Source organism: Paenibacillus ginsengarvi (assembly GCF_003626695.1).
GTDB lineage: Bacteria > Bacillota > Bacilli > Paenibacillales > NBRC-103111 > Paenibacillus_AB > Paenibacillus_AB ginsengarvi.
The window spans coordinates 1-19900 of sequence record NZ_RBAH01000036.1; the positions used below are offsets into that span (position 1 = coordinate 1).

The 19900-nt window shown below is 53.3% G+C and carries 23 protein-coding genes and 1 riboswitch; of the genes, 19 read left to right on the forward strand and 4 right to left on the reverse strand.

The window, feature by feature from the left end; all coding sequences use genetic code 11:
- Nucleotides 1-219 precede the first annotated feature (219 nt).
- Complete coding sequence (locus tag D7M11_RS31875) at nucleotides 220-741, reverse strand: hypothetical protein (protein ID WP_120751335.1); 522 nt, start codon at nucleotides 739-741, stop codon at nucleotides 220-222.
- Nucleotides 742-986: 245 nt separating this feature from the next.
- Here D7M11_RS31875 and D7M11_RS31880 point away from each other — a divergent pair, with 245 nt between their 5' ends.
- From D7M11_RS31880 to rsmI, 10 genes are all read left to right on the forward strand, one after another.
- Complete coding sequence (locus D7M11_RS31880) at nucleotides 987-1187, forward strand: sigma factor G inhibitor Gin (protein ID WP_240041403.1); 201 nt, start codon at nucleotides 987-989, stop codon at nucleotides 1185-1187.
- A gap of 112 nt (nucleotides 1188-1299) precedes the next feature.
- Nucleotides 1300-2793: an aminotransferase class I/II-fold pyridoxal phosphate-dependent enzyme gene (locus tag D7M11_RS31885; RefSeq protein WP_120751336.1), complete on the forward strand. Its 1494-nt coding sequence runs from the start codon at nucleotides 1300-1302 to the stop codon at nucleotides 2791-2793.
- A gap of 39 nt (nucleotides 2794-2832) precedes the next feature.
- Nucleotides 2833-3507, forward strand: coding sequence for a dTMP kinase (tmk, locus tag D7M11_RS31890; RefSeq protein ID WP_240041404.1), 675 nt, complete (start codon nucleotides 2833-2835; stop codon nucleotides 3505-3507).
- A gap of 169 nt (nucleotides 3508-3676) precedes the next feature.
- Nucleotides 3677-4006: a cyclic-di-AMP receptor gene (locus D7M11_RS31895; protein ID WP_120751337.1), complete on the forward strand. Its 330-nt coding sequence runs from the start codon at nucleotides 3677-3679 to the stop codon at nucleotides 4004-4006.
- Between the two features lie 31 nt (nucleotides 4007-4037).
- Nucleotides 4038-4484, forward strand: a complete 447-nt coding sequence (locus tag D7M11_RS31900; RefSeq protein ID WP_120751338.1) for a YaaR family protein — start codon at nucleotides 4038-4040, stop codon at nucleotides 4482-4484.
- A 43-nt stretch (nucleotides 4485-4527) separates the two neighbouring features.
- On the forward strand, nucleotides 4528-5496 hold the full coding sequence (gene holB / locus D7M11_RS31905) for a DNA polymerase III subunit delta' (RefSeq protein WP_120751339.1): 969 nt from the start codon (nucleotides 4528-4530) through the stop codon (nucleotides 5494-5496).
- Nucleotides 5497-5610: 114 nt separating this feature from the next.
- A complete protein-coding gene (locus D7M11_RS31910; RefSeq protein WP_120751340.1) occupies nucleotides 5611-6414 on the forward strand; it encodes a PSP1 domain-containing protein in 804 nt (267 codons plus the stop codon).
- A 32-nt stretch (nucleotides 6415-6446) separates the two neighbouring features.
- Nucleotides 6447-6806, forward strand: a complete 360-nt coding sequence (yabA, locus tag D7M11_RS31915; protein ID WP_120751341.1) for a DNA replication initiation control protein YabA — start codon at nucleotides 6447-6449, stop codon at nucleotides 6804-6806.
- A 124-nt stretch (nucleotides 6807-6930) separates the two neighbouring features.
- Nucleotides 6931-7707: a tRNA1(Val) (adenine(37)-N6)-methyltransferase gene (locus D7M11_RS31920; RefSeq protein ID WP_120751342.1), complete on the forward strand. Its 777-nt coding sequence runs from the start codon at nucleotides 6931-6933 to the stop codon at nucleotides 7705-7707.
- Nucleotides 7704-8585, forward strand: a complete 882-nt coding sequence (gene rsmI, locus D7M11_RS31925; RefSeq protein WP_120751343.1) for a 16S rRNA (cytidine(1402)-2'-O)-methyltransferase — start codon at nucleotides 7704-7706, stop codon at nucleotides 8583-8585. Before D7M11_RS31920 ends, rsmI begins: the two co-directional genes overlap by 4 nt.
- Before the next feature lie 126 nt (nucleotides 8586-8711).
- Here the strand turns inward: rsmI and D7M11_RS31930 are convergent, their stop codons facing one another.
- The gene (locus tag D7M11_RS31930; protein WP_120751344.1) at nucleotides 8712-8975 is read right to left on the reverse strand and encodes an AbrB/MazE/SpoVT family DNA-binding domain-containing protein; all 264 of its coding nucleotides are present in this window, start codon (nucleotides 8973-8975) and stop codon (nucleotides 8712-8714) included.
- Nucleotides 8976-9418: 443 nt separating this feature from the next.
- On the opposite strand from D7M11_RS31930, the gene D7M11_RS31935 reads away from it, so the two are divergent.
- Both D7M11_RS31935 and D7M11_RS31940 read left to right on the forward strand, forming a co-directional pair.
- Nucleotides 9419-10708: an HD domain-containing protein gene (locus D7M11_RS31935; RefSeq protein ID WP_120751345.1), complete on the forward strand. Its 1290-nt coding sequence runs from the start codon at nucleotides 9419-9421 to the stop codon at nucleotides 10706-10708.
- An 87-nt stretch (nucleotides 10709-10795) separates the two neighbouring features.
- Nucleotides 10796-11569 carry a TatD family hydrolase gene (locus tag D7M11_RS31940; protein ID WP_120751346.1) on the forward strand — a complete coding sequence of 258 codons (774 nt, stop codon included), beginning with the start codon at nucleotides 10796-10798 and terminating at the stop codon, nucleotides 11567-11569.
- Between the two features lie 88 nt (nucleotides 11570-11657).
- On the opposite strand, the gene D7M11_RS31945 is transcribed toward D7M11_RS31940, so the two are convergent.
- Together D7M11_RS31945 and D7M11_RS31950 are read right to left on the reverse strand one after the other, a co-directional pair.
- Nucleotides 11658-12875: an ABC transporter permease gene (locus D7M11_RS31945; protein ID WP_120751347.1), complete on the reverse strand. Its 1218-nt coding sequence runs from the start codon at nucleotides 12873-12875 to the stop codon at nucleotides 11658-11660.
- On the reverse strand, nucleotides 12872-13618 hold the full coding sequence (locus D7M11_RS31950; RefSeq protein ID WP_120751348.1) for an ABC transporter ATP-binding protein: 747 nt from the start codon (nucleotides 13616-13618) through the stop codon (nucleotides 12872-12874). Before D7M11_RS31950 ends, D7M11_RS31945 begins: the two co-directional genes overlap by 4 nt.
- A 277-nt stretch (nucleotides 13619-13895) precedes the next feature.
- A riboswitch (cyclic di-AMP (ydaO/yuaA leader) is annotated at nucleotides 13896-14050 on the forward strand.
- A 348-nt stretch (nucleotides 14051-14398) separates the two neighbouring features.
- Between D7M11_RS31950 and D7M11_RS31960 the strand changes: the two genes are divergently transcribed.
- The 7 genes from D7M11_RS31960 (at nucleotide 14399) to ispE (ending at nucleotide 19831) form a co-directional block, all read left to right on the forward strand.
- Complete coding sequence (locus D7M11_RS31960; RefSeq protein WP_338042525.1) at nucleotides 14399-15457, forward strand: ubiquitin-like domain-containing protein; 1059 nt, start codon at nucleotides 14399-14401, stop codon at nucleotides 15455-15457.
- Nucleotides 15458-15589: 132 nt separating this feature from the next.
- Complete coding sequence (gene rnmV / locus D7M11_RS31965; protein ID WP_120751351.1) at nucleotides 15590-16159, forward strand: ribonuclease M5; 570 nt, start codon at nucleotides 15590-15592, stop codon at nucleotides 16157-16159.
- Nucleotides 16156-17052: a 16S rRNA (adenine(1518)-N(6)/adenine(1519)-N(6))-dimethyltransferase RsmA gene (gene rsmA / locus D7M11_RS31970; protein WP_120751352.1), complete on the forward strand. Its 897-nt coding sequence runs from the start codon at nucleotides 16156-16158 to the stop codon at nucleotides 17050-17052. The genes rnmV and rsmA overlap by 4 nt, the downstream gene beginning before the upstream one ends.
- A 54-nt stretch (nucleotides 17053-17106) precedes the next feature.
- Entirely contained in the window at nucleotides 17107-17976 is an 870-nt protein-coding gene (yabG, locus tag D7M11_RS31975; RefSeq protein ID WP_120751353.1) for a sporulation peptidase YabG, read from the forward strand.
- A gap of 307 nt (nucleotides 17977-18283) precedes the next feature.
- Nucleotides 18284-18559, forward strand: coding sequence for a biofilm formation stimulator Veg (gene veg, locus D7M11_RS31980; protein WP_110843831.1), 276 nt, complete (start codon nucleotides 18284-18286; stop codon nucleotides 18557-18559).
- 109 nt (nucleotides 18560-18668) lie between these two features.
- The gene (locus D7M11_RS31985; protein ID WP_120751354.1) at nucleotides 18669-18857 is read left to right on the forward strand and encodes a small, acid-soluble spore protein, alpha/beta type; all 189 of its coding nucleotides are present in this window, start codon (nucleotides 18669-18671) and stop codon (nucleotides 18855-18857) included.
- A 119-nt stretch (nucleotides 18858-18976) separates the two neighbouring features.
- The gene (gene ispE / locus D7M11_RS31990; protein ID WP_120751355.1) at nucleotides 18977-19831 is read left to right on the forward strand and encodes a 4-(cytidine 5'-diphospho)-2-C-methyl-D-erythritol kinase; all 855 of its coding nucleotides are present in this window, start codon (nucleotides 18977-18979) and stop codon (nucleotides 19829-19831) included.
- Nucleotides 19832-19900 lie beyond the last annotated feature (69 nt).

Sequence of the window (19900 nt, forward strand, 5' to 3'; positions counted from 1 at the left end):
AGCAATGCGTGCAGCTGACGAATACTAATCGGTCGAGGGCTTATCCAAAGAGCCTCGGATACCCCCGAGGCACTCGATTCTGCTTCAATCGCTCGTTTCGCATCCAGTTTTCAAGGAATAATCCTTGCCTATGAATCCGCTCCTTTATACAGGAAGCGTTTTTTTTGTTTTATCGAGTTCTTTTGCAGCAAGACAAAAAGCCCGGTCAAATGACTCGGGCTATTGAATGTAGTAGGAAGTATCGCCGGCGCCGATCTTGAGCAAGCCGGGCTTTTTTGCCCGTCGGAGCACGAAAAAAATCCAAAAGCGCGGTAGCATATACCAGATATGAAGGGCGAGCAGCATCAAGACATGGTCCTTGCCGATCCAGGGGAACAGGCAAACGATGATCGCGCTGCCGATCCATAACAGCTGGTTATGAATCCCGGTCACGATCCGCAGCGAAACATGTTGAGCCGGAAGCAGACCGAGCCAAGGAAGCCGCCAGCCATACGACCAGGCGCTCCGCTGCCCGGAAGCGAGAAGCTTCATATATAAAGCGGTAAGCCCGCTGTACAGATTAGGCAGAAGCAGCAGTCCTCCCACGAAGGAGACGGCAAGCGAAGGCGATACGGAGACAGCCATATATATGGCAAACGGAAGCGGCAGCACGCCATAAAGCAAGAGCGGCAGCGGTCGGTGACGCACCCTTTTTATAAGCGTGAAATTATAAATCGTGGAGTCTTTATCCAAGCGATGCAATCGAAAACCTCCTCTTCCTTCTATTATAAAGGGAACCCGCATGGGGCAAAAGTGTTTTCTTCACCTCTTTCGTTATGGTTCCCGGCTATTTACGAGCAAGCACCATTAGCCTAAATTCCACATATGGTATTGCAAAGTCGAATCCAATCATTCCGAAAACTTCGATTTACGCAAAAAAAATGAAACACGCTAGTTTAAGAGAATAGAAAATGTGGCATACTGATAGGGAAAAGGGGTGAAACCTCATGGAGCATATGGAGCAGGCCGAGACTGTGCGGAACACATGCATCATCTGCGATCAGCCGAAGCCGAATGGGATTCAGATCTGCGCGGAGTTTATATGCGACGAGTGCGAGGCGGAAATTGTCAAAACCGATGTGCTGGACGTCAAATATCCTTTTTTCATACATCGGATGAATAAAATATGGTATAAGATGAACGCCTAAGCCTCGGGCGTCTAGAAAGCTCGTTAAGGTCTATCTTCTCGGAAGGGACCTTTTTTGCTTTTAGCCGAACCTTTCCTGTATTGTAGAAGGGGAAAAAGGAAGGGGACGTTTTATGAGCGAGCAAGCGTTGCCGCTGCTGGATGCTTTGCTGCATCACAGTCGGCTGGACTATAAAAGTTTTCATGTTCCCGGCCACAAATCGGGGAAAGGTCTCTTGCCTTCGGCTGCTAGTTTTCGCGAGCTGATGGAGATCGATTTGACGGAAATTACGGGAATGGACGATCTGCACAGTCCTGAGGGGATTATTCGTGAAGCGCAGCAGCTCGCGGCCGATTGCTTTGGGGCCGAGGAAACGTTTTTTTTGGTTGGGGGAAGCACAGCCGGGAATTTAGCCTCCATTACTACGTTATGTATGCCGGGAGACATCCTCATTGTCCAGCGGAATGTACATAAGTCCGTTATTAACGGACTAATGCTGGCCGGCGCAAAAGCGGTGTTCGTCTCGCCGCGCTACGATGCCGAATCCGGGCTTCCGAGCGGTCTGGACAAAGCCGGCGTGGAGTTTGCTTTGCAGCAATATCCCGAGGCCAAGGGAGTTCTTGTGACGAACCCGAACTATTACGGGATGGGAACGGATGTGCGTGGACTGGCCGATCTGGCTCATGCATACGGGAAGCCTTTGATCGTCGACGAAGCTCATGGAGCCCACTACGGATTTCATCCAGCTTTGCCAAAATCGGCTCTGTCCTGCGGGGCCGATCTTGTCGTGCAGTCTACACACAAAATGCTTACCGCCATGACGATGGGGGCGATGCTGCACGTGCAAGGGGAGCGGATCGACCGCGAGCTGCTCAGATCACGATTGGCGATGCTGCAAAGCTCTAGCCCCTCTTATCCGATACTGGCGTCACTCGATGCCGCCCGCCATTTGCTGCAGACGGAAGGAAATCAGTGGCTGGCCCGGGGGCTGCAAGCGGTCCAGCGGGTGGAATCGGCCTTGGCGGAGTGGTCCTGGTACCGAATGTTACCGGATGCGCCGGCTTTTGCCTATGAGACGAAAGATCCGTTTAAGCTAACGATCTCGGATGCGACAGGAACGCTGAGCGGTTACGAGCTTCAGAGCGAACTGGAAGCCCGCGGCGTTATGACCGAGATGGCCGATCCGCGCCATGTGCTGCTCGTATTTAGCCTCGCCTCAGACGAAGGGGATGCCGACCGGCTGATAACGGCGCTGGCGCGACTGGCCGGGGATTTCCGGCTTTCAGAGCGAACTGTTCCGGCTTCCGCCGTGCCTGCTGAATCTTCGTTATTTCGCGAGGGCGTGTCGGCTTCGGTTGCGTTCGGAATGGGCAGATTTGGCGATACGACGGAGGTGACGCTCTCCGATGCGGCTGGGCGTATCGCCGGGGAGATGGTTATTCCATATCCGCCAGGCATTCCCGTTCTGTATCCAGGGGAGACGATAACCGGGGAGACGATAACTTATTTACAGCAGCTTGCGGATCGGGGAGCGCGATTTCAAGGTGCCTCATCTCCTCGGCTGCAAACGATTCGGGTGGCTCATGGGCCGGACCAAGCAGGAAATGGGAATACGAGCATCGAATAGAACTATTACGGTAAAAACGATGCTGATAGGAGAACGGTCGTGGCGAACAAAGGAATATTTATTACAGTCGAGGGCGGAGAAGGAGCCGGTAAAACGTCAGCCATCCGCTTGATGGAGCAGCTTTTGCAACAAGCCGGCTACGAGGTTGTGGTGACCCGCGAGCCGGGAGGCATTCCGATCGCAGAGCAAATCCGGGAGGTGATCTTGGATTCGCGCAACACCGAGATGGATGGACGAACCGAGGCGCTGCTGTATGCGGCGGCAAGACGCCAGCATCTTGTACAGAAGGTTATTCCTGCGCTCGAGAAGGGGCATGCCGTGTTATGCGACAGGTTTATCGATAGCAGCCTGGCTTATCAAGGTTTTGCGCGGGAAATCGGAATGGATGAAGTGTTCGAGATTAACCGGTTTGCCATCCACGATACGATGCCGGATTTAACCTTGTTTCTCGACGTGTCCCCGGAGGTCGGGCTTGAGCGCATACGGGCCAATAGCGGGCGCGAGGTGAATCGACTCGATATGGAATCGCTCGCTTTTCACGAGCGGGTCAGAAGCGGCTACTTGCTGCTGCTGGACAAATACCCCGAGCGCATCGTCCGCATTGATGCGAGCCGCTCCGAGGCGGAAGTGACCGGCTCCTTGTCGGCGGTGCTGATCGAGCGGCTGAAGCTCCAGATGGCCGATGGGAACATTGGACAGCAGAATCGTGTATAATGGAAGTAGGCCGCTGCCCGGGGCAACGGCTGCCGCGAAAGACGCGAGCCATTGGGTGTATAGAAGCTGCAAACGATGAAGCCATGGGCCTTGTAAACGTTTTCTTTTCTAATATGATATACTAGATATGGGATTCAATCAGCCTATACGATTCCAGGGAGGTATGTGTATGAAGTTGGTGATCGCAGTCGTACAGGATAAGGATAGCAACCGTTTGTCCAACGCTCTTGTGAAGGAAGGCTTCCGCGCTACGAAGCTGGCCAGCACCGGCGGTTTCTTGAAAGCCGGCAACACGACGTTTATGATAGGGATTGAAGACGAGCGTATTCATGAAGTATTTCAAGTGATCAAGGCGAACTGTAAAGTGCGCGAGCAGCTCGTTACACCCGTTTCGCCAATGGGCGGCACGACCGATTCGTATATTCCGTTCCCGGTCGAAGTTCAAGTTGGCGGCGCTGCCGTATTCGTTCTCCCCGTCGAACGTTTTGAGCATTTCTAGGCAAACTGTATAATAAGGAAGGAACAGATCTGTGAAAATCAATCCCGGCCTGCGCCCATTCGGCAAACAAATCCAGCTGACGGACAGTCCTCTGGCGGCCCCGGCGCCGCCTAAAAGCTTCTCCGACATGTTGAACCAGCAAAACGGCAAAGCCGATGCCGAGCAGCTTACCCGCATGCTTCAGCAAATTCAGCTGCAAGGTGAAAGGCTCAGCAAGTCGATGACGGTTCGCGAGCTGCGCGCCTACAAAATTTTGGTGAAACAGTTTCTGGAGAATACGGTCCGCAAAGGAATCGGCATCAAAGATACGACCGGATGGGATCGCCGCGGCCGCGGCAAGCGGTACAAGCTGCTCGATGAAATCGATCGGCATCTGACACAGCTCGCCGACGATTTGCTGGAGACGGAAGAAGGGAAGATTGAGCTTCTGGGCAAAGTCGGCGAAATTCGCGGGCTGCTCATCAATTTGTTTTATTGATAGAGGAAGTTAAGAAGGCTGTAAGGTTACGGAGAGAGCATATATGAACTTTCAATCGATACCGGGACAGGAACGCGCCAAGCGGCTTTTGCAAAACAGCTTGAAGGCGGATAAACTGTCCCATGCCTATATATTTGCAGGTCCTCTCGGAAGCGGGAGAAAAGAAATGGCCCGGGCGTTTGTCGCTGCGCTTTTTTGCAGCCGCAACCGGGACGAAGCGTGCGGGGAATGCCTCGAATGCCGCAAGCTGGCGCACGGCAACCATCCCGATTTGATCTGGGTTGAGCCGGATGGCGCAAGCATCAAGATCGACCAGATTCGTGAGCTGCAGCAGCAATTCGCTTATCGTTCCTCTACATCGGGTACGAAGGTGTATATATTAAATGAAGCGGAACGTTTGACGGTACAGGCGGCTAACAGCCTGCTTAAGTTTCTGGAAGAGCCGCAAACGCCGATTATCGGCATCCTCATAACGGATAACGGACAAGCTCTGCTGCCCACGATCCAGTCTCGTTCGCAATGGGTGCAATTTTACCCGATTCCCCCGGAACAGATGAAGAAAAAGCTGCTCGACGAGGGCCACGCTCCGGAGCTTGTTCATGTAGCCGTACGGCTGGCTGCGGGGCTAGAAGCGGCTCGGTCGCTTATCCAAATAAATTGGTTTGCAGAAACAAGAAACGTGATGATACAATTAATGAAGGACCTCGCCGGCAAACAGCCTTTTCTTGTTACCGTGCAAACGAAGGTGATGAAGTCCGAGGTCGCCGAGCATTTGGACACGCTGTTCGACATGATTATGTTGTGGTACAAAGACTTGATTCATGTATGTTACGGTTCAAAATCAAGTATCGTTTATATAGATCAGGAGGACCTGCTGTCGAGGCTTGCATTCACGCGGGACGTCAGTATTTGGGTCGAATGTATGGAGCGGGCGGCGGAAGCCCGGAAGCGCCTGCGATCGAATGCGAACACGCAGCTTGTCTTGGAGCAGTTTCTGATCGATGTGAAGTAAACGTTGCTGCTCGCAAAGTTCAGTAGTTGCTTACGAAGTCAGCATTCCTCACGGAATGCTCGGCAGTTGTTTACGAAGTAACGTTGCTTACGCAGCGTCTTAGGAGGGAAGAAGGTGTACAACGTCGTAGGAGTCCGTTTCAAAAAAGCGGGCAAGGTGTATTATTTCGATCCAGCGGATCTGCCTATAATCCAAGAAGATGCAGTAATTGTAGAAACGGCCCGTGGCGTCGAGTACGGCAAAGTCGTAATCGGTAAACGCACCGTCGGTGAATCCGATGTCGTCCTTCCTCTAAAAAGAGTCATTCGCGTAGCCGATCATACCGACGCCAAACTTGTCGAAGACAACAAAAACGCGGCCAAAGGCGCAATGGCTACCTGTCAGGAGAAAATAAAGGAACATCAGCTCAAAATGAAGCTGGTGGACGTCGAATATACGTTTGACCGCAACAAAATCATTTTTTATTTCACCGCCGAAGGCCGTATCGATTTTCGCGAGCTGGTGAAAGATTTGGCCAGCATTTTTCGGACGCGCATCGAGCTTCGCCAGATCGGGGTGCGCGATGAGGCCAAAATGCTCGGCGGTATCGGACCGTGCGGACGCATTCTGTGCTGTTCCTCGTTTCTCGGCGATTTTGAGCCGGTGTCGATCAAGATGGCCAAAGATCAAAATTTGTCGCTCAACCCGACAAAAATATCCGGGCTATGCGGAAGGCTCATGTGCTGTCTCAAATATGAGCACGATCAATACGAAAGCGTCAAGCAGGAAATGCCGAAGATTGGAACTGTCGTCATTACATCGATGGGTAGCGGCAAAGTCGTCAGCTTGCAGGTAGAAAACCGTATGGTCAAGGTGCAGCTGTTCGATTCGGGCAAAATGGAAATGATGCCTTGCGACGATGTGGCGGAGCAAGATTAAGCTCCATAGTATGAGGCGCTCGAGGTGCAGACGTGGAAAAAAAGGACCTGTTTACGCAAATGCATCAGTTGGAAGAGCAGGTGGGCGGCTTTCATCAGGTGATCGGCTCTTTGAAGCAGGAAATTGTCCAATTGCTGGAGGAAAACAAACGGCTCAGTATTGAAAATCAGCAGCTGCGCAAGCTGCTTCGCAGCGATAACGAAACGGGCAGCGATGAATTTACCGAAGCCCGAAATCCTGAGGAAATGGCCAAAGACACGCCGGCCATCGGAGAAGGCTACGAAAACCTGGCTCGTCTGTATGCAGAAGGGTTTCATATATGCAATGTGCATTATGGACATTTGCGAACGGAGAAAGATTGTTTGTTCTGCTTGTCCTTTCTGAGCAAATAACACTCGGCTGGAATATATGCCGTAGGGAGCGGATTGGGAGCCGTTAATCGGGCGCCGACCGTATCTCTACGGTTTTTTCGCCCTTTGGCTTACGCGTAACCGCGAAAGGAGAATTCCGGGGAAGATGGAGAAGAACGATAACGGGCTGCGGCCCGGAGAACGGTTGGACGACCTGCTTACCCATGAGCTGCAAATCATTCAAAGTGACGAGGTGTTCAGTTTCTCGCTCGACGCCGTGTTGCTTGCCAGATTTTGCAAGGTGCCGCCGCGTGGTCGCATCGTCGATTTGTGCACCGGCAACGGCGTTATCCCGCTGCTGCTCTCCACGAGGACGAAGGCGGACATCGTCGGTGTCGAGATTCAGGACCGGCTGGCGGATATGGCGGCGCGAAATGTGCGATGGAATCGGCTGGAGGACCGGCTTCGCATCGTACATGGCGATCTAAAGCAAGCTCACGACGTGCTCGGCTACGGCCAGTTCGATCTGGTCACGGTTAATCCGCCTTACTTGCCGATTGCTTCCGGGGACCGGAAGCTGAACCCGCATATCGCAGCGGCCCGTCACGAGCTGTTCTGTACGCTTGACGATGTGCTAGCCGCTTGCAGCCGGCTTGTGCGGACGGGAGGTAAGGTGGCGATGGTACACAGGCCTTCACGGCTGGCCGAAATCATGAGCGGAATGCAAAAATACCGGCTGGAGCCGAAGCGGATGCGATTCATTCATCCCCGCGAAGGCCAGGAAGCCAATATGGTGCTGATCGAGGCAACGCGTGACGGCAAGCCGGAGCTGAGGGTGCTGCCGCCGCTTATTGTACATAGCGCGGACGGTTATTGCCAGGAACTGCTCGACGTTTATTACGGTCACGCAGATGAGCTTAAGGAGAAGGGGGAAGCACAATGAGCGTGCAAATTCAGAAAAGTTACGAGCCGAAAGCCGGGGTAGGGACGCTGTATTTGGTATCGACGCCGATCGGCAATCTGGAGGACATGACATACCGCGCCGTACGCATTCTTAAGGAAGTGGATTGCATTGCCGCCGAAGACACGCGGCAAACCCGCAAGCTGCTCACTCACTTCGAGATTCAAACGAGGCTGGTCAGCTACCATGAGCACAATAAGATGGCCAGCGGCCCGGAGCTCATTCGGCTCATCGGAGAAGGCCGGTCGATCGCACTGGTAAGCGATGCCGGAATGCCGGCGATTTCCGATCCGGGCTATGATTTGGCGAAGCTCGCTGCCGAGGCAGATATTCCGGTTGTGCCGATTCCTGGCGCAAATGCGGCATTGTCGGCGCTTATTGTTTCGGGACTGCCGACCGAACGTTTTTTGTTCGTCGGTTTTTTGCCGCGCGAGAAGAAAAAGTTGAAGGACGAGCTGGAACGAATCAGTCATATACAAGCGACGCTTCTCTTTTACGAATCGCCGCACCGGGTCATGAAGACGCTGGAGGTTATGGCCGAGGTTTGGGAGGACGGGCCGATCGCAATTGCGCGTGAGCTGACGAAACGCCATGAAGAAATTGTCCGCGGCTCTATTAGCGAATGCTTGGAGCTGTTTCGGACGAAGGAGGCGCTAGGAGAATTTTGTATCGCAGTCGATCGCAGCAACGCCGGGGAACGTGCGGATGCGGAGGCGGAGTCCTGGTGGACGGAGTTATCGATTGAAGAGCATGTTGCCCGCTACGAGCGGGAATCCGGAGACCGGAAAGAGGCGATGAAACGAGCTGCAGCCGATCGGGGCGTCAGCCGGCGCGACATCTATAATGCGCTTATTCCATGACAAAAAAAAGATCCCCGGGTGCGACGCCATCACATCGCGCCCTGGGGATGTACAGAGGAGATATATAAAGGTTAGAAATAACTGTGATCATATTCCTATTATAACCTATAATTTCGATTTTGTCTTTTAATTTGTCATAGAATTATAAATTTCTGCTAATTCAGCCAAGCACTCTTTGCTGATCATTTTTCCTTTGAAATAGACGAGGTTGTCGGCGTTTCCGGTAAAGATGCAGGCAGGCTCGTATTTTTTGAGCATGATCCGCTCTCCGTCCACATAAATTTCGAGCGCGTCTTTCTCCCCGATACCAAGCGTACGGCGAAGTTCTATCGGAATGACGACACGTCCGAGTTCGTCAACTTTGCGGACAATACCTGTGGATTTCATCATGATGTTGTACCCCTCTCGATTATTTCGTCATAATTCGACAATGTTATTGTCTTAATCATACCAACCATTCCCATAACAGTCAATCGGATTTCAGGCGTTTGGATAAGAATTGACGCGCGCAAATTATTGTCTAGCCCTCGGAAGTGTTGATACAGGCGGCTTTATGAGAATATATGTAGGGCTGCTGTCAACATAACTAGGTATTATGGGTAAGAAAAGCATAACAGACTGTTCACGTATTTGGAAGTAAAAATATGAATAATATTCGACAATTTCCTGAAAGTTATGTCGAACTCGACAAGAACTGTATCGCTATTTGTCGAAGGCTGCACTCTCGATACGTTCAGGCAGGGCAAACTTTCTTGGACGAAATTAAGGTTGTTTTAGCCTCGTTAGTATATACTTGTAGTAGATAAAGCTTTCCAGCAAACGGAGGGTGGAGCATGGCTGCGCAGCTGAGGGAAGAAAAAGTTTTCAAAGATCCGGTACATAAATACATTTACGTTCAGGACGAGACGATCTGGAATCTGATCAACACGAAGGAGTTTCAACGGCTTCGCCGGGTTCGGCAGCTGGGCACTTCGTTCATGACGTTTCACGGTGCGGAGCACAGCCGATTCTCTCATTCCCTCGGTGTTTATGAAGTGGCCCGGCGCATTATTTCCCAGTTCGAGCGCAGCCGTTATCCCGACTGGCCGAAGGAGGAGCGGCTGCTCTGCCTGTGCGCAGCGCTGCTGCACGACATCGGGCACGGTCCATTCTCGCATTCGGTCGAATCGGTGTTCGGTACGCATCACGAGCAGTGGACCTGCAAGCTTGTGCTTGGCAATACCGAGGTCAATCGCGTACTGACCGAGGCGGACCCGGAGCTGCCGAGGAAAGTGGCCGACGTCATCTGCAAAACGTACGACAAGGAAATCGTCGTCAGCCTGATCTCCAGCCAGCTGGATGCGGACCGGATGGATTATCTGCTCCGCGACGCCTATTATACCGGCGTCCATTACGGCACCTTCGATCTGGAGCGAATTTTACGCGTCATCCGTCCGCATCGCGGGCATATGGTTGTCAAGGAAAGCGGTATGCACGCGATTGAAGATTATTTGATGTCGCGCTACCAGATGTATTGGCAAGTGTATTTCCACCCGGTTACCCGAAGCTCGGAAATATTGCTCCGTAAAATATTCGAAAGAGCAAAGGCGCTTTATGGGGAGCGCTACCGCTTCCAGTTTTTGATGGGGCCGCTGGTCGGGCTGCTTGAGAACGAAATAACGCTTGAAGATTATGTAGCTTTGGATGAAGCCTACATCCAGATGACGATCATGCAGTGGTGCAAGGAACGGGATGCGATCTTATCCGATTTATGCGCCCGCTTTATGCACCGCAGGCTGTTCAAATATGTGGCGCTGGATGAAATCGGCGAGCAGCTCGAGGGTGAGCTGCGGGCGGGCCTCATGAACTGCGGCATCGATCCCGACTATTATTTGGTGATCGATTATTTGACCGACCTGCCTTACGATATATATCGTCCCGGCGACGCAGAGGAGAGCTTGCCGATCTGGCTGCTGGACGGACAGAACCGGCTGGTCGAAATATCCAGGAAGTCCGATATTATTCGTTCCATCAGCAGCATTCATAGTGGCAAGCACCATGTGTATTTTCCGGAAGAGCTTCTGCGGCAAGGGAACTCGTGCCTGTCCGCGGAGCTGCTGAGCGTGCTGAAGCCGGGGGGCTGACTGAAAGCCATTTCATAGAGGTTACGTCGTTTGGAAGAATAAGGTTTGATACGATTTTTGCAAGGGTATAACTTCGTGGAGGTACTTATGCTAACAGATACGCATACGCATTTAAACGTGCGACAATTCGACGACGATAGGGACGAGGTGATCGAGCGGGCCCGGCAAAACGGCGTCAGCCGGATCGTGAACATCGGCTTTAACCGCGAGACGATACCGTCTTCGATCGAACTGACGGAAACGTATGATTTTATTTACAGCACGGTCGGCTGGCATCCCCAAGACGCGATCGATATGAAAGCGGACGATCTCGACTGGATCGAGGAGCTGTGCGCCAAGCCCAAAGTGGTCGCGATCGGGGAAATCGGACTCGATTACTACTGGGACACATCGCCGAAGGACGTGCAGCACCGGGTATTTCGCGAGCAGATACGGCTTGCGAGGAAGCTGGGAATGCCCATATCGATCCATAATCGGGACGCCCATCACGATGTCGTGCAAATTTTACGGGAAGAGAAGGCGGAGGATGTCGGCGGCGTGATGCACTGTTTTTCAGGAAGCTGGGAGACGGCGAAAATGTGCCTGGATATGAACTTTTACATATCGTTCGGCGGGCCGATTACGTTCAAAAATGCGAAGCAGCCGAAGGAGGTGCTGGCCCAGGTGCCGCTGGACCGGCTGCTCGTGGAGACGGACGCTCCTTACTTGACTCCGCATCCTTTTCGCGGCAAACGCAATGAAACCGGATATGTCCGGCTTGTTGCCGAGGCGGCGGCGGACATCCGGGGCATCCCGTTCGAGGAACTGGCGCGCATCACTTCGGACAACGCATCGCGATTGTTCCGTTTCCCGCAAATTTAATCGAAATTTGAAAACCCCGGTCGGCTGCCCGGCGCTGCAAAGCGTCTTGGCAAAAGCGGATCGGGGTTTTTCGTTGTTTCCATCAAATTTACTTCAAGCCGCCGCGATGGTCGTTACGGATAGCCCGCATAGTCGAGGTGTAGGCGACAAGCGCTGCGGCAACCGGAAGCAGAAGCAGCCACGGCGTGAATACTGTGGCCCGAAGCGCAGGCAATAGTAAAATGACAGCTTGCACGAGCTTGGCTCCAAGCGCGACCCGAACAGCCGAATTGTGTCTGAGCGCTGACGGAATGGGATATAGCGCCGGCCAGACGGAATGGCGGTGAAACCGGGACAGGGTGGTCAGTTGAACGCTGGTCACAATGAAAAAAAGCGCATAAACGATCGCGTACAGACCGGGCGTGCTCAGGCAAAGCAAAATCGCCGCGGCTACAAGCGTCAGTCTGCATAAAATGCCGAAAAGCTCGGAACGCAGCAGTGTCAGCAGATATAGGTACAGGAACGCATTTGGTTGGCGCAGCGGAATCCGTTTCGCCAGCCGGGCAAGCAATCGGCGGGGCTTGACACGATTCGGCAATTCGTCGACATCGACAAACGAGTTGAAAAACAGCAGCAGTGTCGTCCGGTGCCTGGTTTCCATCAGCCGCAAGTAGGTCCAGTTGACGACGAGCTTTCGGGTTCTGAAAGCCCAGAGGCTCATAATCGCCGCTGCGGCCGCGAAAGCGATCAGACCGGCGATCAAGCCGAAGCGGTATAACGCGTAAACGGCGGCGGCATCGGCGAGCCAGCGCGTGAGTCTGAACAGAGCGCGATATTCGGCGCGGACAAACGACGATTCCAGCCAAGCGCCGAGCAAATTCGCGAATTTCAGCGCGAGGGCGAATGCCAGGACGGCGAGCGGCGCAGCCGCGTCGGTCCCGAAGCCGTGACGGTACAGCGGCATTACGGTGAACACGGCTAGCAGCACGGCGAAGCTCTGGGTCAGGAAGCTGTACCGCAGCGCGCCGCGGAAGTAAGGACCGATCCGGGCTTCCATCGGGACGAGGAAGATGAGATCGGCTTCCCGCAGCAGCGTCCGGATCGGACTGACCGCCAGGAACGGCGTGACGATACAGCTGATGACGAGTGCATGCGGAAACGTATCGGGAAGCCGCTCCAGCACTTTGCCGTACATGTAGGAGGAAGCGAGGAAGACGGCCAGCACGAACAGGAAAAATCCGCTCTGTCCCGCATACACCGTATACCGCGCGTTCGTTCGGATATGCGCCGCAAGACGTTTCTTCCAAAGCGCTTTTGCCGGGTTCATGACGCGCCGCCTTTCACGATCGTATAAAACAGGTCGTCCAGCGTCGTATCGGGTGCCTCTCCGGCGCTTTGCCGCAGCTCGTCCAGCGTTCCTTTCGCCGCGATTTTCCCCCGGTGCAAAACGACGTAACGATCGCAGTACGTCTCCAGCGTCGATAAAATATGCGAGCTGATCAGGAAGGAGGCGCCCTCCTTTTTGCGGCGGGCCATCAGGTCGAGCAGCGAACGGATGCCCAGCGGATCAAGCCCCAGAAACGGCTCGTCGATTACATACAGCGGCGGTTCGACAAGAAAAGCGTTCATGATCATTACTTTTTGGCGCATTCCTTTCGACAACGTTTGGGGAAATGCGTCAAGCTTGTCGGTCATGTCGAACTGCTCCGCGAGCGAGGCCGAGCGCTGCTCGAATTGCTCCTCCGTGAGGCCGTACGCGATCGCGCTCATGCGGAGGTGCTCGCGGATCGTCAGCTCCTCGTACAGTTCGGGAGCCTCGGGCACATACGCGAACGAGCTGCGGTACTCGCTCGTATTGTCGCCGGTTGCGAGTCCCATAACGCGGACGCTCCCTTTTTGAGGCGCCAGCAGACCGAGAATATGTTTGATCGTCGTGCTTTTGCCGGCTCCGTTTAATCCGATTAATCCGATCATCTCACCCTGAGCTATCGTAAAATCGAGGTCGTGAATGACGGGGCGATTCCAAATGTAGCCGCCAGATAAATTTGAAATTTCTAAAGCATTAGCCATTTATTTCCTCCCTTTTTGTATCCGCCAATTCCCATCATCATACCATTTTTGGGTGAAAAACTTCATCTTCGGAATAATGCGAATGCGAAAAGAGGGTCCAAACAGGAGCCGTAATAGCTTCAGACGAAGAAAAACAGCGATTTGTTTCATAAAAAAACTAAAAAATCGCAGATTTTTCGCCTTTTTGCTGAAAAAACGGCTTTTCATCCTCTTTACAGGTTTTTCATAAGGCTTTAATATTACGATCATAATGATTCGAAACGTAAATACCGCCATCGACTACCTATCGCTGAGTTTCCGTAAGGGAAACGGGGGAACCAAGTTACATGGGGTGAATTTTAGCTGGGGCTGTTACCTGCAGCCTGCAGCTAAATAGGGCGACTCTCGCGTCCGAACCCGTCAGCTAACCTCGTAAGCGTGAAGAGAGAGGCACGATTGTCGGGCAAAGGATGCCACACCCTGAACTGGGATGAGCATTGATTTACTGCCGCGAGAAGAGTACCTCTTCATCCGCGGCTTTTTATTTTCGGAATTTTCCGAAAATATCCTGAACGGACTATTCAGGCACAGTCGTCATACACACAGCCCTGACATGTATCAGACCGATGGCGAAGCGAATCATTCAAAATGAACCAGGTCGCGTCAATCTAGTCATGCGTAACACTCGACGGCGAGAACTGATGAAGGAGGACCGCAGAAGTGGGCGTTATTCCAGGCGGAGAAACCCATGTAAAACGATCATCCAGCATGTCTTTCGCAATGCGATGGAAGCATGAAAACTTGCGTAGGATCCTACTAAGCGCTTTGTTTTCGATCGTGATGGCAGTCATGTTTGCACTGCTTTTGTACGGAATATCAATCAAACAAATCCAGCTGGTCGTCGGCGGAGAATTGAAACAGGTCAAGACAAGGGAGTCGACGCTGTCCGCCGTACTCGCGGAGCATGGAGTAGCCGTAGGCCAGTACGATAAAGTGTCGGCGAGTCTGGATGCGAAGCTGAGGCATGGCGACACGTTCGTCGTCGAGCGTGCCGTTCCGATCGAGCTGACGGCCGACGGCAAAACGGAAACGCATTACACCGTAGCGAAGACGGTGGAGGGCGCACTTGCAGCGCTTAATGTGGAGCTAGGCGAGATGGATAAGCTGAGTCCGGCTAAGGAAGAACCGATCGCGGCTCATACGCCGATCCAGATCGTGCGCGTTCAGAAGCTGATCGAGGATCAAACCGAGTCGATTCCGTTCGACACGGTGAAGCAGAACGATCCGAACTTGCTCAAGGGCAAGGAGCAGGTCGTGACGGCCGGCATAGAAGGCGTTCTGTCCAAAAAAATCGAGAAGGTGTTCGAGGACGGCCAGTTAATCACCGAAACCGTCGTCGATATGAAAGTGGAACAGGAGAGCGTCAGCCAGATCGTCGCGCTCGGAACGAAAAGCCCGGTTGTCGTTTTGTCGGCGGCATCTCCGAATGTTGACGAGGTGACGAAAAACGGAGTCACGTTTGCCTACAAGGAGATTTTGAACAATGTAACGCTTACGGCGTACTCCATCGATGCCGCATCCACAGGCAAGACTAGCGAACATCCGCAGTACGGCATGACCTTCTCCGGAACGAAGGTGAGCGAAGGCCGGACGATTGCGGTCGATCCGAAAGTCATACCGATCGGCTGGTGGGTTTATATCGAGGGGATCGGCTTGCGCCGCGCCGAGGATACCGGAAGCGCGATCAAAGGGAACATTATCGACGTTTATTTCGAGAACCCTGATTACGCCAAACGTTTCGGCTTGAAGCGGGGCTACAAGGTGTACATTATCGGCAAAGAAAAACCGTCTGTTAATTGACGGTTTCCGAGGTCTCCGTCTGTAAAAATCCGTTGATTAGAACAGAGGGGCTCGGGTATATTGTAAATAGGTGACTTTAGCAAAAGAAGAGGCGAGCCCTCTTCTTTTTGTTCGTGCTGAAAGGAAGAATGTATGATACAGGAAATCATTGTTGTCGAAGGCCGCGACGATACGGTCGCCATCCGCAGGGCGGTAGAGGCGGAAACGATCGAAACGGGCGGCTCCGCCATTGGTGAAGACGTGCTGCGGCGCATCGCTATTGCACAGCAGCGCAGAGGCGTCATCATTTTTACCGATCCGGACCATGCCGGCGAGCGGATACGCAAAATTATTTCGGCCCGCGTGCCCGGGTGCAAGCACGCCTTTTTGACGCAGGAGGAAGCGACGCGCAAAGCCGATATCGGCGTCGAGAACGCCTCCAGGGAGGCGATCGTTCGGGCGCTAGCCAGCGTGCGGACCGAGATGGAGCCGGGAGCGGATGAACCGTCTGACATTACGATGGACGATCTGATGAACGCGGGACTGCTTGTCCATCCCCAGGCCGCCGCGCGTCGGCTCGAGATGGGCAAGCTGCTCGGGATCGGCTACTGTAACGGAAAGCAATTTTATAAGCGATGCCGGATGTTTCGAATCGGGCACGAAGAATTCGCCAGGGCGTACAAGCAAATGACCGCCTTGCTGGAAGGTGGGAGCACGTCATGACGGATAACAAGCTACTTGATGTGGCCAGTCCGAAACGGACAAAGGAAGTCATTCAGAAGCACGGATTCACGCTCAAAAAAAGCCTCGGGCAAAACTTCTTGACCGATGCGAACATTTTGCACAAAATCGCCGCCAGCGCCAACTTAAGCACCGATAAAGGAGCGCTCGAGATCGGGCCGGGCATCGGCGCGCTGACGCAGCAGCTCGCCAAGGTGGCGGGCAAGGTCGTAGCTGTTGAGATCGACGGACGGCTGCTGCCGATTCTTGAGGAGACGCTATCGGCCTACCCGCACGCCTCCGTCGTTCACGGCGATGTGCTGAAGCTCGATCTGGATAAGCTGTGGCGCGAGCATTTTGCGGAATGCTCCAAAGTCAGCGTGGTGGCGAATTTGCCCTATTACGTGACGACTCCGATTATTATGAAGCTGCTCGAACAGAAGCTGCCGCTCGAATACATCGTGGTCATGATTCAGCGGGAAGTGGCCGAACGAATGTCGGCGCGTCCCGGCGGCAAAGAGTACGGAAGCTTGAGCATTGCCGTCCAGTATTACGCCGAGCCGGATATCGTGGCGATTGTGCCTCCGACCGTATTCATCCCGCAGCCGAATGTCGACTCCGCCGTTATCCGGCTGAAGCTGAGGGAGACTCCGCCCGTTCAGGTGGAGGACGAAGCGTTGTTTTTCGAAGTGGTTCATGCCTGCTTCGCCCAGCGCCGCAAGACGATATCGAACAATCTGCTCGCGAGTCTGTTCGACAAAGCGTCGAAGCCCGCTATGGAGGCCATACTCGCCTCGTGCGGAATCGAACCGCAGCGGAGGGGCGAAACGCTCAGCATTGCCGAATATGCCAGCCTTGCGAACGCCATCCTGGCTTATCGCCAGCAGCAGCGGTAACACGCACCAAACGTTACAATCGCCCATAAGATAGTCGAGGGAGGCGATTGTAGGATGGAGCAAGGAGAACTGGTCGTTCGGAGGTCTTATGGCGGAGACGTCATCTTTAAGATCGCCGCTCTTGAAGCGACTCGTGCAGTGCTGAAGGGCGTCGATTATCGGCTGCTCGCCGATTCGCCGATTACGGATTTGCAGCCGGTTCAAGGTACTAGACCGCTTCAGCAGCATTATTCGCAGATGAAGGTGAACGATTCGCTGCGCGAGCTGGCCCGCTATCAAATGTGGCAGCGGGAGAAGCGGCAAACGGAGCTTGGCGGTACGGAACAAATACCTCACGCCTATTTTGAAGTACCCGGTAAAGTGCTGCATTTGGACGGAGATCCGACTTATTTGCGCAAGAGCATGGCACTGTACGGAGAATTTCACGTTCCGGCGGAAGGCTATTTCGTTACGGAAGCGAATATGGCGCATGCCTTGTACACATTATTGCCGCAGGCAAGGCCGGATATTGTGGTGATTACCGGCCACGACGGCATACTGAAGCATATTAAGGATCGCGACATAAGCGATATAAGCAGCTACAAAAACTCGCATAACTTCGTTAACGCCATCTATGCGGCGCGGCAGTACGATCGCAATTTGGATTCGCTTACAGTGATCGCAGGCGCCTGTCAGTCGCATTTTGAAGCGCTACTGCGGGCGGGAGCCAATTTTGCCAGCTCGCCGGCCCGGGTGCTCATACACGCGCTTGATCCTTCGTGCATCGCCATCAAGACGGCCTTCACGTCCGTACGGGAGACGGTCAACGTTGCGGATGTGATCCGCAATACAATAAGCGGGTATGAAGGCGTTGGCGGCGTGGAGACGCGCGGCAGCTACCGGCTGGGATTGCCCAGGCTGAAAGCTCCGCAACCTGCTACTTGAAAAGTGCCGCGAGGTGCTTTTTTTCTTTTGTTTTAGATCATAAGCACTTTAGGGTGCTTTTTTCTTTTTAACCCAATTATGGCCAAATCGAAACGCCATCTGGGGATTTTTTCTTTTGTTTTTTTGTAAATGGATAAAAAATGAACGTTTTGTGAATGTTAAGGGGGAGAAAGTTCAAAAAAATCGAAAAAAGGCAGCAGAAAAGGCGTTGACAATAAGTTTGTTTGGTTGATATAATATTTAGTTTAATTTGACATACTACCTCTGGATGAGTTATAATAGACAAGGAAAGAGGTGGTAGCTCACAATGGCTAAAAATGCGCTGTTGGAAATCAAACGCAGTTTGGAAGCCCATGTCGGGCAGAAAATCATGTTGCGAGCAAACGGAGGTCGCCGCAAGACGATCGAACGCTCCGGGGTTTTGGAAGAAACCTACCCTTCCGTCTTTATCGTAAAGCTGGATCAAGACCAGCATGCGTTCAAACGGGTGTCTTATAGCTATGCGGACATTTTGACCGAATCGGTGGAAGTGACCGTGTGCCAGGACGAAGGACAAGTCCGGATCACCTATATTCAACATTAACCATAACGTGTACCGGCGGCGAAACGCATCATTTCGCCGCTTTTTTCGCATACTAAGCTATAATCCCGCACAACAAAACCGAATACGGGTATAAGGAGGCTTGGTTCACATGAGTCGCAGAAGACGCGGAGTCATGTCGGAGCAGTTCAAAGACGAGCTTGCCAAAGACTTGGGTTTTTATAACACGGTTCAGCAGGAAGGATGGGGCGGCATTCGCGCCAAAGACGCCGGCAATATGGTGAAACGCGCGATCCAGCTTGCGGAGCAGCAACTGGCGAACCAGAACCCGCAGCGGTAAGGAGAGCGTCCGTAACGGGCTCTGAACCTCGAAAGCTAGAGCAGCTTGTCTGCTTTAGCTTTTCTTTATGCCGTTTGATATAATATGGTAAGCTATCGCTTCGGTAAAGGTTGTGAATTATGAAAATATACGAAAAGGCACCGGCGAAAATCAATTTGCTGCTCGACGTCCTGCGCAAGCGGGAGGACGGCTATCACGAAGTGGAAATGGTCATGACGATGATCGATCTGGCGGACCGGCTGGAGATGCAGGAGCTGCCGCGCGATACGATCATCATATCCAGTCAGGCTGGCTACATTCCGCTCGATGAGAAAAATTTGGCGTTTCAGGCCGCAAGGCTCATCAAAGAACGTTATGACGTCCGAAGCGGCGTCTATATTCATTTAGATAAAAGGATTCCGGTGGCGGCCGGTCTGGCGGGCGGAAGCAGTGACGCGGCAGCTGCGCTGCGCGGCCTGAACCGGCTCTGGAAGCTGAACATCGGGACCGAGGAGCTGCAGAAGCTAGGGGCGGAACTCGGCTCGGACGTTCCGTTCTGCGTCACGGGAGGGACGGCGATCGCCCGCGGCCGCGGAGAGAAGCTGGAGCCGATCGAGGGGCCGCCGCAGTGCTGGGTGATTTTGGCCAAGCCGCCGATCCATGTCTCGACGCAGGAGATATACGGACGTCTGCAAGCAGGGGCGATTGCACAGCACCCGTCTACGGCTGATATGCAACGTGCGATAAGGGACAAGCGGTTTGCGGACGTGTGCGCGGCGATGGGCAATGTGCTCGAGGACGTCACGATCCGGCATTATCCGGAAGTGAAACAGATTAAGGAGCTTATGCTCCGGCTGGGTGCCGACGGGGCTATGATGTCGGGCAGCGGTCCGACCGTATTCGGACTTGTGCAGAAGCAATCCAAAGTCGCCCGGATCTATAACGGGCTGCGCGGTTTTTGCAAAGATGTGTACGCGGTGCGTCTATTGCCGTAAGCGGTTGCGAAAACCCGTATGAAAATGATATATTCTGTTTATATTATTCGGAAATTCGCGGTTGTGGGG

Excerpts from the sequence above, each read along its gene's own strand:
- D7M11_RS31930 (WP_120751344.1), bottom strand. The coding sequence starts at position 8,975 with ATGATGAAATCCACAGGTATTGTCCGCAAAGTTGACGAACTCGGACGT.
- D7M11_RS31985 (WP_120751354.1), top strand. The coding sequence starts at position 18,669 with ATGAGTCGCAGAAGACGCGGAGTCATGTCGGAGCAGTTCAAAGACGAG.
- D7M11_RS31885 (WP_120751336.1), top strand. The coding sequence starts at position 1,300 with ATGAGCGAGCAAGCGTTGCCGCTGCTGGATGCTTTGCTGCATCACAGT.
- holB (WP_120751339.1), top strand. The coding sequence starts at position 4,528 with ATGAACTTTCAATCGATACCGGGACAGGAACGCGCCAAGCGGCTTTTG.
- D7M11_RS31950 (WP_120751348.1), bottom strand. The coding sequence starts at position 13,618 with ATGGCTAATGCTTTAGAAATTTCAAATTTATCTGGCGGCTACATTTGG.
- D7M11_RS31935 (WP_120751345.1), top strand. The coding sequence starts at position 9,419 with ATGGCTGCGCAGCTGAGGGAAGAAAAAGTTTTCAAAGATCCGGTACAT.
- yabG (WP_120751353.1), top strand. The coding sequence starts at position 17,107 with ATGGAGCAAGGAGAACTGGTCGTTCGGAGGTCTTATGGCGGAGACGTC.
- D7M11_RS31920 (WP_120751342.1), top strand. The coding sequence starts at position 6,931 with ATGGAGAAGAACGATAACGGGCTGCGGCCCGGAGAACGGTTGGACGAC.
- D7M11_RS31880 (WP_240041403.1), top strand. The coding sequence starts at position 987 with ATGGAGCATATGGAGCAGGCCGAGACTGTGCGGAACACATGCATCATC.
- ispE (WP_120751355.1), top strand. The coding sequence starts at position 18,977 with ATGAAAATATACGAAAAGGCACCGGCGAAAATCAATTTGCTGCTCGAC.
- rsmI (WP_120751343.1), top strand. The coding sequence starts at position 7,704 with ATGAGCGTGCAAATTCAGAAAAGTTACGAGCCGAAAGCCGGGGTAGGG.
- D7M11_RS31945 (WP_120751347.1), bottom strand. The coding sequence starts at position 12,875 with ATGAACCCGGCAAAAGCGCTTTGGAAGAAACGTCTTGCGGCGCATATC.
- rsmA (WP_120751352.1), top strand. The coding sequence starts at position 16,156 with ATGACGGATAACAAGCTACTTGATGTGGCCAGTCCGAAACGGACAAAG.
- D7M11_RS31895 (WP_120751337.1), top strand. The coding sequence starts at position 3,677 with ATGAAGTTGGTGATCGCAGTCGTACAGGATAAGGATAGCAACCGTTTG.
- veg (WP_110843831.1), top strand. The coding sequence starts at position 18,284 with ATGGCTAAAAATGCGCTGTTGGAAATCAAACGCAGTTTGGAAGCCCAT.
- D7M11_RS31940 (WP_120751346.1), top strand. The coding sequence starts at position 10,796 with ATGCTAACAGATACGCATACGCATTTAAACGTGCGACAATTCGACGAC.
- rnmV (WP_120751351.1), top strand. The coding sequence starts at position 15,590 with ATGATACAGGAAATCATTGTTGTCGAAGGCCGCGACGATACGGTCGCC.